The organism is Octadecabacter arcticus 238, from assembly GCF_000155735.2.
Lineage (GTDB): Bacteria > Pseudomonadota > Alphaproteobacteria > Rhodobacterales > Rhodobacteraceae > Octadecabacter > Octadecabacter arcticus.
The window spans coordinates 2,897,080-2,910,259 of sequence record NC_020908.1 but is presented as its reverse complement, the minus strand read 5'-3'; the positions used below and the strand labels follow the sequence as shown (position 1 = coordinate 2,910,259).

11 protein-coding genes are annotated in these 13,180 nt (G+C 57.7%); 9 read left to right on the top strand and 2 right to left on the bottom strand.

The annotated features are described in order from the left end of the window. The first annotated feature begins 7 nt into the window (after positions 1-7). From OA238_RS15020 to OA238_RS15005, 4 genes are all read left to right on the top strand, one after another. Positions 8-2,905 (top strand): helicase-related protein, encoded by a 2,898-nt coding sequence (locus OA238_RS15020; RefSeq protein WP_044036930.1) that lies wholly within the window; start codon positions 8-10, stop codon positions 2,903-2,905. Next, a complete protein-coding gene (locus OA238_RS15015; protein ID WP_015495823.1) occupies positions 2,902-3,273 on the top strand; it encodes an RNA-binding S4 domain-containing protein in 372 nt (123 codons plus the stop codon). Before OA238_RS15020 ends, OA238_RS15015 begins: the two co-directional genes overlap by 4 nt. 76 nt (positions 3,274-3,349) lie before the next feature. Further along, entirely contained in the window at positions 3,350-3,685 is a 336-nt protein-coding gene (gene fdxA, locus OA238_RS15010) for a ferredoxin FdxA (protein ID WP_015495822.1), read from the top strand. A gap of 176 nt (positions 3,686-3,861) precedes the next feature. Next, positions 3,862-4,374, top strand: a complete 513-nt coding sequence (locus OA238_RS15005; RefSeq protein ID WP_015495821.1) for a CarD family transcriptional regulator — start codon at positions 3,862-3,864, stop codon at positions 4,372-4,374. 156 nt (positions 4,375-4,530) lie between these two features. On the opposite strand, the gene purD is transcribed toward OA238_RS15005, so the two are convergent. Next, on the bottom strand, positions 4,531-5,793 hold the full coding sequence (purD, locus tag OA238_RS15000; RefSeq protein ID WP_015495820.1) for a phosphoribosylamine--glycine ligase: 1,263 nt from the start codon (positions 5,791-5,793) through the stop codon (positions 4,531-4,533). Between the two features lie 75 nt (positions 5,794-5,868). On the opposite strand from purD, the gene xseA reads away from it, so the two are divergent. Next, positions 5,869-7,410 (top strand): exodeoxyribonuclease VII large subunit, encoded by a 1,542-nt coding sequence (gene xseA, locus OA238_RS14995; RefSeq protein ID WP_044038373.1) that lies wholly within the window; start codon positions 5,869-5,871, stop codon positions 7,408-7,410. A 484-nt stretch (positions 7,411-7,894) separates the two neighbouring features. Here the strand turns inward: xseA and OA238_RS14985 are convergent, their stop codons facing one another. Next, the gene (locus OA238_RS14985; RefSeq protein ID WP_187293056.1) at positions 7,895-8,917 is read right to left on the bottom strand and encodes an alkane 1-monooxygenase; all 1,023 of its coding nucleotides are present in this window, start codon (positions 8,915-8,917) and stop codon (positions 7,895-7,897) included. A gap of 182 nt (positions 8,918-9,099) precedes the next feature. On the opposite strand from OA238_RS14985, the gene ftsY reads away from it, so the two are divergent. From ftsY to OA238_RS14965, 4 genes are read left to right on the top strand one after another with little or no spacing between them, the layout of a single operon-like run. Next, a complete protein-coding gene (gene ftsY / locus OA238_RS14980) occupies positions 9,100-10,503 on the top strand; it encodes a signal recognition particle-docking protein FtsY (protein WP_015495817.1) in 1,404 nt (467 codons plus the stop codon). Next, positions 10,500-11,435, top strand: coding sequence for a hypothetical protein (locus tag OA238_RS14975; RefSeq protein ID WP_015495816.1), 936 nt, complete (start codon positions 10,500-10,502; stop codon positions 11,433-11,435). The genes ftsY and OA238_RS14975 overlap by 4 nt, the downstream gene beginning before the upstream one ends. After that, entirely contained in the window at positions 11,432-12,250 is an 819-nt protein-coding gene (locus OA238_RS14970) for a hypothetical protein (RefSeq protein ID WP_144055912.1), read from the top strand. The genes OA238_RS14975 and OA238_RS14970 overlap by 4 nt, the downstream gene beginning before the upstream one ends. Positions 12,251-12,271: 21 nt before the next feature. After that, positions 12,272-13,174 (top strand): DMT family transporter, encoded by a 903-nt coding sequence (locus tag OA238_RS14965; protein WP_015495814.1) that lies wholly within the window; start codon positions 12,272-12,274, stop codon positions 13,172-13,174. Positions 13,175-13,180 lie beyond the last annotated feature (6 nt).

Below are 13,180 nucleotides of genomic sequence, written 5' to 3'. Positions count from 1 at the left end.
ATATAAAATGACCACCCGAGATAGCCAACGGGGGCGGGTAACTGCCGTTTTGGGCCCGACGAACACGGGCAAGACCCACTACGCGATTGAACGTATGCTGGCGCACCGTACCGGTGTGATCGGCCTGCCGCTGCGTCTGCTTGCGCGCGAGGTTTATGACAGAATTGTCAGCGTGCGGGGGCCGAGTGTCGTGGCGTTGGTCACGGGCGAAGAACGCATCGTGCCACCGCGCGCCAAATATTGGGTCTGCACGGTTGAGGCGATGCCGCAAGATATTGGTGCAGATTTCGTCGCGATTGATGAAATCCAACTCTGCGGCGATCTGGATCGCGGGCATGTGTTTACCGACCGATTGTTGCGTATGCGCGGGCTGCACGAGACATTGTTTATGGGCGCTGAAACCATGTGGGGTGCGATCGCGTCCATGGTTCCGGAAGCTGATTTCGTAAAACGCGAACGGTTCAGCACGCTAACTTACTCAGGTTCCAAAAAGATTAGCCGTATGCCCCCAAGGTCGGCAATTGTCGGGTTTTCGGTTGAGAATGTCTATGCCATCGCAGAACTGTTGCGCCGCCAAAAGGGTGGTGCGGCAGTCGTGATGGGCGCGTTGAGCCCGCGCACGCGCAACGCGCAGGTTGAGATGTATCAGAACGGTGATGTGGATTATCTGGTGGCGACGGACGCCATTGGGATGGGTCTGAACCTTGATATCGACCACGTCGCGTTTTCCAGTATCACAAAATACGATGGTCGCCGGATGCGCCATTTGATGCCAAATGAGCTGGCCCAGATCGCCGGCCGCGCGGGTCGGTTCATGAACAAAGGCACGTTCGGAGTGACGGGAGAGGCCCCGACGCTGGACGATGATGTGGTTCAAGCAATTCAGAACAATCAGTTCGCACCCGTGAAAAAACTGCAATGGCGCAACGCGCGGCTGCAATTCGGATCGGTGGGTCGTTTGATTCAGACTCTCGAAGAACGCACCGACGATCCTTGGCTGTCGCGGGTGCGTGAAAGCGATGATCTGGGGGCCCTAAAGGCCGTGTCTGCTGACGCCGAAGTCGCGGCACGCGCCACGGATGGGCCTTCAGTGCAATTGTTGTGGGACGTCTGCCGAATCCCTGATTTTCGTGGCATCAGCAACGTTGAACACGCGCAGCTTTTGACGGATATCTACAACTTTTTGCATCAGTCCGGGCGCATCCCTGACGAATGGCTCGTGGGGCGCGTCAACCGCATTGATCGCACAGACGGTGACATTGACGCGCTTTCAAAACGGCTGGCATATATCCGGACATGGACCTACGTGGCGCAGCGCAAAGGCTGGGTTGGTGACGAAAGTCATTGGCGAGAGACGACGCGGGCTGTAGAAGACCGCCTATCGGACGCATTACACGAACGTCTGACAGCAAGATTTGTGGATCGGCGGACAAGTGTTTTGCTTCGCCGGCTCAACCAAAAGGAGGGCCTTGTGGCCGACGTAAACGAGACTGGTGAAGTGACTGTCGAAGGACAGTTTGTTGGAAAAATTGAAGGTTTCAGGTTCCGTCAGGACCAGAATGCCAGTGCTGAGGAAGCGAAAACCATTCGCGCCGCGTCCATTCAGGCGCTGGCGCCGCAATTCCATTTGCGCGCGGACCGGTTCTACAATGCACCGGACACAGAAATTGATTTCACCGAACAGGGTGGATTGATGTGGGGATCCGCTGCGGTTGGCAAGTTGGTAAAGGGCGATGATGCGCTGAAACCGAAAGTCGTCGCATTTGTTGATGACGAGGCCGGCACGGACGTTGCCGAAAAGGTGCAACGCCGCTTGCAGCACTTTATTGACCGCAAAATTGCGACCGCGTTCGAGCCGATGAAGAAAATGCAAAACGACGAGACCTTGACCGGATTGGCCAAGGGATTTGCGTTTCGGCTGGTCGAAAGTTTTGGTGTTGCGCCACGCGGTGACGTCGCTGATGAGGTCAAAGCACTTGAGCAGGACGCACGTGGCGCTTTGCGCAAACACGGTATCCGGTTTGGCCAGTTTACCGTATTTATGCCACTTCTTCTTAAACCCGCGCCGACGCGTTTGCGTCTGGTTTTGTGGTCTCTTTCCAAAGGCTTGCAGGACTTTCCAGAAGCCCCGCCGCCGGGTCTTGTGACCGTTCCGACGACGCAGGGTCTTGAAGCTGGCGCTTGGGCGATGTCGGGGTACCGCGCCGCGGGCCAGCGCGCAATTCGCATCGATATGCTGGAACGTTTGGCCGACATGCTGCGCGACCAAAACACACGGGCAGGGTTCGAAGCGACGCCTGATATGCTGTCGATTACTGGCATGACATTGGAACAATTCGCCGATCTGATGGGCGGTCTTGGTTATAAGGCCGAAAAGGGCGAGCGCGAAAAAGTACGCGCTGCGGTCCAAACCAAAGAACCAGTATCTGCGCCTGTCAATACAATCATCGACAAAACCGCACCGGCACTGGCGCAAGATGTCGCGCCAGTGGGTAGCCTTGATGGTGTGAGTGACGATCCCGCGCTAGTGCCGACAGATGTGCCGGTTGAAACAACGCCAGAGACGCTGCTGGAAACAACGCCAGAGACGACGCCGGAAAGTCCCGTCGACACTCTCGCCGAGGTTCCAGAAACTATCGCTGATGCGCCTGTGCCGCAGAAGACCAGTGCCGACCCTGTTGAAATGGAAATGTTTTATACGTTCGCGTGGGCACCCAAGCGTCCTGCGAGCCGTCCACAAAGTGACAAGCCGCAACGCAAAGGCCCGCCAAAAGGCAAGCGCGGCGCGAAGCCCGCACAGGGCAACAAGACGCAGTCGTTTTCGGCACGACCACCGAAGAAAGAAAAGCCGATTGATCCCGACAACCCATTCGCCGCGGCCTTGGCTGGGCTTAAGCGCGATTGAGCGAAACGGGCGCAGCGACACTCCGCCTTGATAAATGGCTCTGGCACGCGCGGTTTTTCAAATCGCGCGGGCTGGCTGCTGATCTGGCCAAATCGGGGGGGATCAGGGTCGATGGAACGTCCGTGTCCAAGCCAAGCCGCGCAATTTCCGTGGGCGCCCTGCTGACATTCCCAAAAGATGACGAAGTGCGGATCATCAAAGTTCTGGGCCTCGGCGCGCGCCGTGGTCCCGCGCCAGAAGCCCAAGCCTTATACGAAGATTTGACCCCCGCGCGAGATCCGTACATTGACCCGCTAGAACATAGGGTTGGCGGACGCCCGACCAAGAAAGACCGCCGCGATATGGACATTCTTAAGGGGTCGCGGTGACGCAGATGTACCTTCGGCTCTTGAAGGCGGCGCGGGTCGCGGCTACAGACGCGGTGCAAACAAACTGGACGGAATAATGACCTACATCGTCAACGACAGCTGCATCGCCTGCAAATACACCGACTGCGTCGAAGTATGCCCCGTAGATTGTTTCTATGAGGGTGAAAACATGCTGGTGATCCACCCAGACGAATGTATCGACTGCGGCGTGTGCGAACCCGAATGCCCTGCCGATGCAATCCGCCCCGACACAGAGCCGGACATGGAAAAGTGGGTTGAATTCAACCGCAAGTATTCCGAGATGTGGCCCGTTATCATCACCAAGAAAGACCAATTGCCCAACGCCGAAGAGATGGACGGAAAAGAGGACAAGATGGAGCTGTTTTCTGAAGCCCCCGGTGAGGGCGGTTAAAACGCTGCGTCGCAGCATTGCAATATGATGTGGGAATCAGTCGATTTTTGTGTTATAGTCTCTCCAATGCCTCGTAATTGCTGATCCAGGATTGAAGATATCGCTGACGGAGACTGATTGTCCCCGCCAGTGTTTTTGTCGTCCGGTGATGCCGCTTTGAGAAAAGGACACCACTCATGGCTAAGAAGAAATACGACTACAGCCCGAACGATTTCGTCGTCTATCCCGCGCATGGAGTCGGCAAAATTGTGTCGATTGAAACTCAAGAAATTGCGGGCTTCGAATTGGAGATGTTCGTGATCGCGTTCGAAAAGGACAAGATGACGTTGCGTGTACCGACGAACAAGGCCGAAGACGTGGGCATGAGGTCGCTCGCTTCGACGGAGGTTGTGGCTGATTGCATGAAAACCCTGAAGGGTAAGGCGAAGGTCAAAAAGGCCATGTGGTCGCGCCGTGCTCAAGAATATGAACAAAAGATCAATTCAGGCGATCTGATCGCGATTGCTGAGGTCGTACGCGATCTGCACCGCGCCGACGATCAGCGCGAGCAGAGCTATTCGGAGCGTCAGTTGTATGAGGCCGCTTTGGAACGTCTGACCCGTGAGTTTGCTGCCGTCGGTAACGGCAATGAACTCGAAGCCGGTACTGAGATCACCGATACGTTGCAAAGCCGCGCACCTGCAGCCTAAGCAAAATCCGTAAAAATGAAAAAGCCGCGCCCCAGAGTAGATCTGGGGCGCGGCTTTTTTTATCGGTGTTTGTGGCGGGTGTGCGCCCATCATGGTTTTGGGCTTGTTATGGGCTAGACCGACCCTGCGGGGCGAGTTGTATCGGCCAAGATGAATCTAAAGCGCGCGGTACCCGATATCTGTGCGATAAAAACCATCGGGCCAGTCGATATGGTGGACCATTGCATAAACTTTGGCATGGGCGTCTTTTAAGGTGGCGCCGCGTGCTGTGACGTTGAGGACGCGGCCACCTGTTGCGACGATCTGACCGTCTTTTGTTGCGGTGCCTGCGTGAAATGTCATCTCTGATGATGTTTCAGACAGGGCGATCAAGTTGTTGATCTGGGACCCTTTTTCGTAGGCTCCGGGGTAACCTTTGGCGGCCATGACGACTGTCATAGCATGGTCATCAGCCCAGTTTGGCGTGACATCTGAAAGGCGATTTTCGGCGCAGGCGTGCAGCAGATCCAGGATTTGCCCCCCAAGCCGCATCATCAAAACCTGGCATTCGGGATCGCCGAAGCGGACGTTATATTCCACGAGGCGCGGCAGCCCGTCTTTGATCATTAAGCCGGCATAAAGGATGCCTTGAAATGGCGTGCCGCGCTTCGCCATTTCGGCCACAGTGGGTTCAACAATGTCACGCAGCGCGATGGTGACGATGTCCTCGGTGAGCACGGGCGCTGGGGAATAGGCGCCCATGCCGCCTGTGTTCGGCCCGTTGTCACCATCAAAGGCGCGTTTATGGTCCTGCGCGGTGCCGACAGGCAAGACAGTTGTGCCGTCACACAGCACGAAAAAGGAGGCTTCTTCGCCGTCCATGAAGTCTTCTATCAAAACCTCGGCGCCTGCGTCGCCGAACTGACCGCCAAGCATATCGTCAACGGCAGTGTGGGCCGTGTCGATGTCCATCGCGACGACGACGCCTTTGCCAGCTGCCAGCCCATCGGCCTTTATGACAATCGGTGCGCCCTGCGCTGTGACGTAATCGTGCGCCGCTTTCGCGTCGGTGAAATGGCCATAACGCGCGGTTGGTGCATCGCATGCGTCGCAGATGGCCTTTGTGAACGATTTAGATGATTCGAGCTGCGCTGCGGCCTGTGAACATCCAAAAACCACAAGCCCGTTGGATCGCAAAACGTCCGCAACACCGGCGGCAAGGGGTGCCTCTGGGCCGATAATGACAAAATCAACGGCATTGTCGGCGCAAAAGCCTGCAACCACATCACCGTCTTCAATATTAAGTGCTGCGCATTCGGCGATTTGGGCGATGCCAGCATTGCCTGGCGCCACGATCAGGCGGTCGCATTTGGGGTTCTGTTTGACTGCCCAAGCGAGGGAATGTTCGCGCCCGCCACCGCCCAAAATCAGGATGTTCATGTGCTATTTCCCTTCCGCTTTCGCGACGTTTAAGGTGCGCACAAACGCAGCACAAGGGCACCAAATTTTATGGCAATGGACCTGACCGACGAACCCGAAGCCGCAGGCAACACGCCCGAATTCACCGTAACTGAACTTTCGGGTGCCGTGAAACGCGCCATCGAGGGTGAGTTTGGCCATGTGCGCGTCAAAGCTGAGGTGGGCCGCGTTGTGCATGCGCGGTCAGGGCATTTGTATTTCGACCTCAAGGACGACCGCAACGTGCTGGCCTGCACGACGTGGAAAGGGCAAGTGGCCGACCTTTCCGTGATCCCCGAGGAGGGGATGGAGGTGGTCGTAAAGGGCCGCATGACGACGTTTGGCAGCCAATCCAAGTATCAGCTGAACGCGACCGAAGTGGCCGTGGCAGGGGTCGGCGCGTTGATGGCGATGCTCGACCAGCGTAAAAAGGCGCTGGAGGCGGAGGGCCTGTTCGCGGCTGAGCGTAAACAGGCGTTGCCATTTCTACCTGATGTGATCGGGGTGATCACGTCGCCCACCGGTGCCGTTGTTCGTGATATCCTCCACAGGCTTCGGGACCGGTTCCCACGCAAAGTGATCGTTTGGCCCGTTGCGGTTCAAGGCAAGGATTGTGCGCCGCAGGTGGCGCGCGCCATTGACGGGTTTAACGCGATGACCAGTGGTGGCGCGTTGCCGCGACCTGATTTGATCATCGTGGCGCGCGGCGGCGGGTCGATTGAGGACCTTTGGGGCTTCAACGAAGAAATTGTGGCGCGGGCCGCGGCTGCGTCAACCATTCCGCTGATTTCAGCCATCGGGCACGAAACCGACACGACGTTGATTGATTTTGTGTCTGATCAGCGTGCGCCAACACCTTCGGCGGCGGCGGAGATGGCCGTGCCGGTCCGGTTGGAATTAATGGCGGCAGTCGATCAGATGGGCGCGCGGGCGACGCGTGCGGTCACCGACGGCGTTGCACGGCGCAAACAACGTGTCGCAGATTTGGCGAGAGTGCTGCCCAAGCCAAAACAGCTGACGGAGGATGCCAAGCAACGCTTTGATTACTGGTCAGAAAAACTTGATGTGGCGTTGATTGGTCGCGTCGCAGCTGGGCGTTTGCGTCTGGGTGACGCGTCTGGCCTGCTGCGCCCGTCTGTGTTGGGCAATCGATTGACGCTCGGCCGAGAGCGCATGTCGGGCTTGAACGCACGGTTGGGGCCGGCTTTGGGGCGCATGGCGGCGCAGGCGCGGCGCGATTTGGACGGGCAGGCGCGCCGGTTGCGCCCCGAAACGATTGCGGTGGCGCAGACCCGTGCGGTCAAAGACCTCGCGGCGACGTTGCGCCGCATGACAACTGCGGCCCACACGCAGACGCAAAAACAACGCAGCCGACTTGAGGCGCTGGACCGCATGCGTGAAACGTTGGGCTACCGCGAAACGCTGAAACGTGGCTATGCCGTGGTGCGCGGTGACGGGGTGGTGGTGACGACAGCCAAGGCGGCAAAGGCGGCCCTCACGCTCGATATTGAATTTGCAGACGGGACAATGGCGCCCACGTCTAAGCTCGCGAAGCCGAAAGGTAAGATGCCGCCGCCTGATCAGGGCAGCCTTTTCTAGTGTCTTTGGGTCTTTAAGTGTCTCGCTTGGATGCGCGGGAGAGACCTAAACGCCGAGCCCACCACAAACCAAAGGCTCCGCCTCAACCGCTTCGTACAAGATGGTCGTTCCGGGCGTGTTCATAAAATCTGCGCGAATTTTTCCCTCGATATCAAATACTTGCCAGCATTGCTGTTCAGGGTTGTTTTCATAGACAAAACAGATGTTCGGGCCGCTCTGGGTTTGTTGTTCAAACCATTCGCCATTGACGCAATCCCCGTCCGTAAAGGACCAGATGACGTTGCGATTGGGCGCATAATATTCAACGCCGTAGGGCGCATCGCCAACTTAAAATGTCAGAGTTTTACCTTGCACCAACGCTTCAAATTCATCGCCTGACAGGGGCGTTTCGCTCCAAGCTGGCGTGACGAACAATAGAGAGAGGATTAAGGCGCGCATGTCCCAACGTTGACAGAAACTATCGCCTGCGAAAATGCTAAAACCGCTATTCAGCAGGTTCTTGCCACAGGGCCGCGCGGGGGTCCATCACGCGCCGCCACAGGCGTGGATATAGTGCAACGCAGGCCATAACGGGCAAGGATCGTGGCAACATCGGCATGTCATCGTCCAGCCGCAGGGCCGGAAACGGGCGGGACGGGTGAGCGTGGTGGTCTGAATGGCGCGGCGCGTTCAGCATCAGCGCCGATGACATCGGATGCGGCGCGTTCCACGAGTGGCGCGACCCGACGGGTTCGGGTTTGCCATTGGCCATGATCCGGCGTGACAAACCGTAATGCTGCACGTAATCGGACAGCATCAATTGTGTTTGCGCAAAGCCGGACAGGCAAACTGCAGCCAGAACGCCTGTGCCCCCGCCAATCAACGCCGCCAAGATCAACACTAATCCTGCGCCGATAATATAATCGAGATAAGGGTGGCGCCACTTCGGGCGACCCGACAGCGCGGACCGCTTATTTTCTGCCCGCAGCCCATCGCGAAAGCCACCGCTCCAAGCTCTGACGAAAAAGCGATAAAAACTCTCTCCTCGGCGCGCGGTATTTGGATCGCTGCGCGTGCCGACATGGACATGGTGCACCAAGGTGTGTGCGGACAGATGATGCCCGAACAGCACCGAAATATAGACCCACCGACCTGCGCGGCGCAGCCATTGGCCGGGGCGGTGGATAAGTTCATGGGCGTTGGAGTTGCTCACTTGTCCCATGAACAATCCAGCCCCTGCAAACGCCGCCAGCTTTTCCCAAAGCAAAAGTCCGGTTGCGCCGCTAAGGGCTGCGATGACCAGCAGCCAAAGTGCGAAATGTACCAATGCCAGTGTCGTTGAGAGCCGATCTGCGGCTGGAAATTCGTCGCCTTCAACGGTGGCCAGCGTTGCGGTGATCAATCGATCAAGGCTGGCGGTCAGGGCGGTCATCCAGATCAGCCCCGATATGGCCCAAACACCACCCCAAACAGCGCCCATTGCGATCAACGCGGGTGCCATCAAAGTGACGGTTGTGAAAATTGGCATCGAATTTCGCATAAACATAACCTAAAGATATACAGATAAATACCTAAGATATAGCAGCGCCGATCAAAATGAACGCGACATTGGGTCCCAATCGCGGCCTCGACGTGGATTTTTTGTGGTCGCTGGTTTCGTCTGCCCGTTTGGGCCATTAGGTACTAACAAAGCCTTATCCGGAGCCCACAATGGCGTTTTTCAAAAAACTCAAAGATCGAATGTTTCAATCCTCGTCGAAAATCGAGGCGGGATTGGATGCCATCGTGGAAGATGGCGGCGTTGAAGAAGACGTCGCAGCGGCGCAAGTGATTGAAGCGGCGGCCAGTGATGCGGCAGAGGTTGAAGCGCAGGCGCGGGCCGCGTTGGACGAACAGGCAGCTGTGGTCGCCCAAGAAGAAGCCCGAATCGCCGAATTCGAACGTGAGGTACAGGCCGCCGAACGTGTCGAAGCCCAGCGCCAGCACGCGGCAGAACTCGAAGATGTCGCCCGCGCCGAGGAACGCGACCGTCTTGCCGCGGACGCGCGTCGCGCTGAGGATGCGCAACAAGAAAGCGAAGCCCGCAAAGCGGAACTGGCGCGCCAAGCGAGTGTTGCGGCCGCCGAGCAAGCACAGCGTGCCGAGGAATTGCGCCAAGCAAAGGCAGCACGTAGCGCTGAGGATGCACGGCTTGAGGCGGAGCGCGCGGAACGCGAAAAGGCCGCCAAGCCGGGCTTGATCGGGCGTTTGTTGGGGCGCGGTGATGCGAAGACGGTTGTGCGCCGCGAACTTGATGACGATATGCTTGAACGGCTTGAGGAATTGTTGATTAGTGCTGACATGGGCGTCGATACCGCGCTGCGCGTGACGTCGAATATGGCTGAAGGGCGCTTTGGAAAGCGGCTTTCTACGCAAGAAATCAAAGAGTTATTGGCCGCCGAAATCACCCGTATTATGGAACCGGTTGCGCGGCCCATGCCGCTGTATCCGACCAAACCGCAGGTCGTGTTGGTTGTCGGGGTAAACGGGTCGGGCAAGACCACGACGATTGGCAAGCTCGCCAGTCAATTCCAAGCGGCAGGCAAAAAGGTTGTGATCGCGGCAGGGGACACGTTCCGCGCCGCTGCCGTTGAACAATTGCAGGTCTGGGGCGATCGCGCAGGGGTCCCTGTGCTGACAGCACCCGAGGGCAGCGATCCGGCATCGCTGGCCTTTGATGCGATGGAACAGGCGGCGTGCGACGGTGCCGATTTGTTGATGATCGACACTGCAGGTCGATTGCAAAACCGCGCGGATTTGATGGAAGAGCTCCAAAAGATCGTGCGCGTCATCCGCAAAAAAGACCCAGACGCGCCGCACAATACCTTGCTGGTTCTGGACGCCACAACAGGACAAAATGCGCTGTCGCAGGTGAAGACGTTCCAAGAGCTTGCCGATGTGACGGGGCTGATAATGACCAAGCTGGACGGCACGGCCAAAGGTGGCGTTCTGGTGGCGCTGGCAGATAAGTTTGGTCTGCCGATCCACGCGATCGGGGTGGGCGAGCAGATTGATGATCTCGCGCCATTTGATCCAGAGGATTTTGCCGCAGCATTGACAGGGTTGGATCGATGAAACACGCATTTTTGGCTGCCGTCTTACTGCTGTCATCGCCAGCCACAGCGCAAGAACGTATGACACCCGCGCAGTGCACCGGAAGTTGGGCGGCGCTTGAAACCCTTATGGGGGCGCCTGTGGGCGATGCAGGTGTCGTGGCCGACGATGAGGGTTGGTGCCTAATTTTGGACGGTACTTTTGACATTAATGACGACACAAGTTTTCGATTGGCGTCACTGCGTTGGCGGGCGTCTGATGTTGACCGATTTATCGAATACGGTCTGCCACCACGCACGATTGAAATCGTTGGCAAGGGGATCGGCGTCGTCTCCCAATCCGGCGATCCGGTTTTTGATTATCTATTCGGGTTGCAAAACGCACAACCGCGGGCGGGGTTCGGGCTGACGGTGCGTTGGGACGGCGTGCAGAATGCGGTGCTGGTAGATACCGCCTACGTTGATTTATTTGCAGGAAACCGGATCGAAGCCACCGCGCGGATAGATGGCGTGAACCTGACGGACCAGACAACGATGCAGATGAGTGTCGGGGCCATGGGCCTGCGCGATCTGAGCATCACTTCGGAATTTGCTGGATGGTTTGAAGCCTATATCGCGATGCCGATTGGCATGATGTTGCTAGACAGCGATGCTGCCGCGCCCGACGCACAGGTTGAGGCGCTGAAGGCGCAGGCTATTGAAACGGTTGGGCAAATTCCTGATACCATTATGCCGCAGACTGGGCGCGACGCGTTGTCAGCGTTCGTGACGTCGCTGCCGCACCCACGCGGCAAGGCGCAGTTGCAAATTAGCGCCGACCCAAGTCTCGGCGCGGCACGTCTGGCGCAGTTTGCGATGCTGCCAGACCAGTCAAGCACGGAGCAGATTGTCGAACCGGCTCTGAATGGCGTGTCGGTGCTGTTCACGTGGTCCCCGGCTGTGGAAGAGCCGTGAAATGCCTCGTGCCAGCGGCGTTCATAGCTGTCACGGCGCCGCCTGTGGGGGCGTTTGACGGGATGACCGAATTGGCCGAACTACGCGATCCAGCCAGTCCATTAGAGCTGCGGTTCATATCCGTTACGACGGACAGGTGGTGCCAGATCACAGCCGTTGATCCATGGTTTGAAACTGCGCCGTTTACGGAACTCGAATGGCGCATGGATGCAACACAGCTTTGGACAGAGGACGCGAGCCCGCCGCTCGGGTTGCAGGTGCGCGTGCGCGGGCTGGATCCAGATGAAATGCAAGGCAGGGTGAACACTGATCACCTGATGGTCAGTGTGGATGTCACGTTGCGCCAAGAGCCCGCTGCGGGCCAAGCGATTGTTGAGCGCGCCGTGATGCGCAACGACGCGGGTGATAGCTTGGCGATGTCGGCCACATTCAAGGCGGGGCTGATGTTGATGACCTTGGAGGGCAGCCATGAAAACCCGTTCGGGTTTTACATCGACGTCGAAATGCGCGGCGCGGCGCAGGCGCAGCGCGATGCGGCGTTTGATCTGATCTCAAGGTTGCCAGACGGGCTGATCAGTGATGCATTTTGCGCGGAAATTACCGGATTCGCAGGCGATTTTCCCAATTCAGTCGGCGCCTTGGAGGTTTCTGTCGTGTACGAACGTGGGCTTGGTTTGATGCAGATCGGTAGTTCATTTTTGACAAGCGCGTGGACGATCATCGAAGACGACGAGATGAGCAATGAATTGGATATCCTGTTCGACGGACTTTTGATCAACGCGGACTGGAGCCCTGCTGGGCCGGTTGCGGAGTGATGTCGCGGGGACTGACACAGGATGTATGACTGGCTTATTGGTCTAGCGGGCACGGCCGAGGGCGCGCGGTTGGCGACGGTGCTGGCATTGATGTCAGCCGTGGCGCACGCCGCGTTCGGGGCGCTGCAAAAGGGGCGCCATGATCCGTGGCTGATGCGTGGATCAATTGACGCATCGCTGGTCGTGATTTCTGCGCCCGTAGCGTTGTTTTTAGTGCCATGGCCCACAACCACCACGTTTTTGATCCTGTTGGGTGCGGTTGTCGTGCACTTTGCCTATAAAACTACCGTCGCGCTGGCCTATGAACGGGCCGCATATACGGTGGTTTATCCGGTCATTCGCGGCACGGGTCCTGTCGTGACGGTCCTCGCGGCGAGCCTGTTATTTCAGGAACATTTTACCGCGCTGCAATGGGTCGGTGTGGCCTGTCTGTCTGGCGCAATGTTGTTGCTGGCGCTGCGCAATATGGCCGCTGAACAAGTTGATTTACGTGGGCTAAAGATCGGGCTGATCTGGGCTGCAGCGGGCGGATTGATGGTGGCGATTTATACGGTTTATGACGCCTATGGCATCCGCCAAAGTCCTGATCCGTTTACGTTTTTGGCTTGGTTCTTTGTTCTGACAGCGTTGGATTTCCCGATTTTGGCAGCGGTTCGATATCGCCGAACCGGGGCGCCGGGTGGGCTGGGGTCATTGTTGCGGCGCGGCTTTGTTGGCGCGCTGATCGCTTGGGTCAGTTTTGGCGGTGTGATGCTGGCCACGCGGCTTGGCAGTGTCGGCGAGGCGGCGGTGCTGCGCGAAACATCAACCGTGTTTGCCGCGCTCATCGGTTGGTTCATCTTGGGTGAAACCGTTGGTCCGCGTCGCCTAATCTTGATGGGACTGATCGCTTTGGGGGCTGTAATGGTCCAAATTGGCGGGTAAGGGGAC

What these genes read in the sequence shown, in the direction of transcription:
- OA238_RS15020 (WP_044036930.1), top strand. Translation starts at nt 8, where the DNA reads ATGACCACCCGAGATAGCCAACGGGGGCGGGTAACTGCCGTTTTGGGC.
- fdxA (WP_015495822.1), top strand. Translation starts at nt 3,350, where the DNA reads ATGACCTACATCGTCAACGACAGCTGCATCGCCTGCAAATACACCGAC.
- OA238_RS15005 (WP_015495821.1), top strand. Translation starts at nt 3,862, where the DNA reads ATGGCTAAGAAGAAATACGACTACAGCCCGAACGATTTCGTCGTCTAT.
- purD (WP_015495820.1), bottom strand. Translation starts at nt 5,793, where the DNA reads ATGAACATCCTGATTTTGGGCGGTGGCGGGCGCGAACATTCCCTCGCT.
- xseA (WP_044038373.1), top strand. Translation starts at nt 5,869, where the DNA reads ATGGACCTGACCGACGAACCCGAAGCCGCAGGCAACACGCCCGAATTC.
- OA238_RS14985 (WP_187293056.1), bottom strand. Translation starts at nt 8,917, where the DNA reads ATGCCAATTTTCACAACCGTCACTTTGATGGCACCCGCGTTGATCGCA.
- ftsY (WP_015495817.1), top strand. Translation starts at nt 9,100, where the DNA reads ATGGCGTTTTTCAAAAAACTCAAAGATCGAATGTTTCAATCCTCGTCG.
- OA238_RS14975 (WP_015495816.1), top strand. Translation starts at nt 10,500, where the DNA reads ATGAAACACGCATTTTTGGCTGCCGTCTTACTGCTGTCATCGCCAGCC.
- OA238_RS14965 (WP_015495814.1), top strand. Translation starts at nt 12,272, where the DNA reads ATGTATGACTGGCTTATTGGTCTAGCGGGCACGGCCGAGGGCGCGCGG.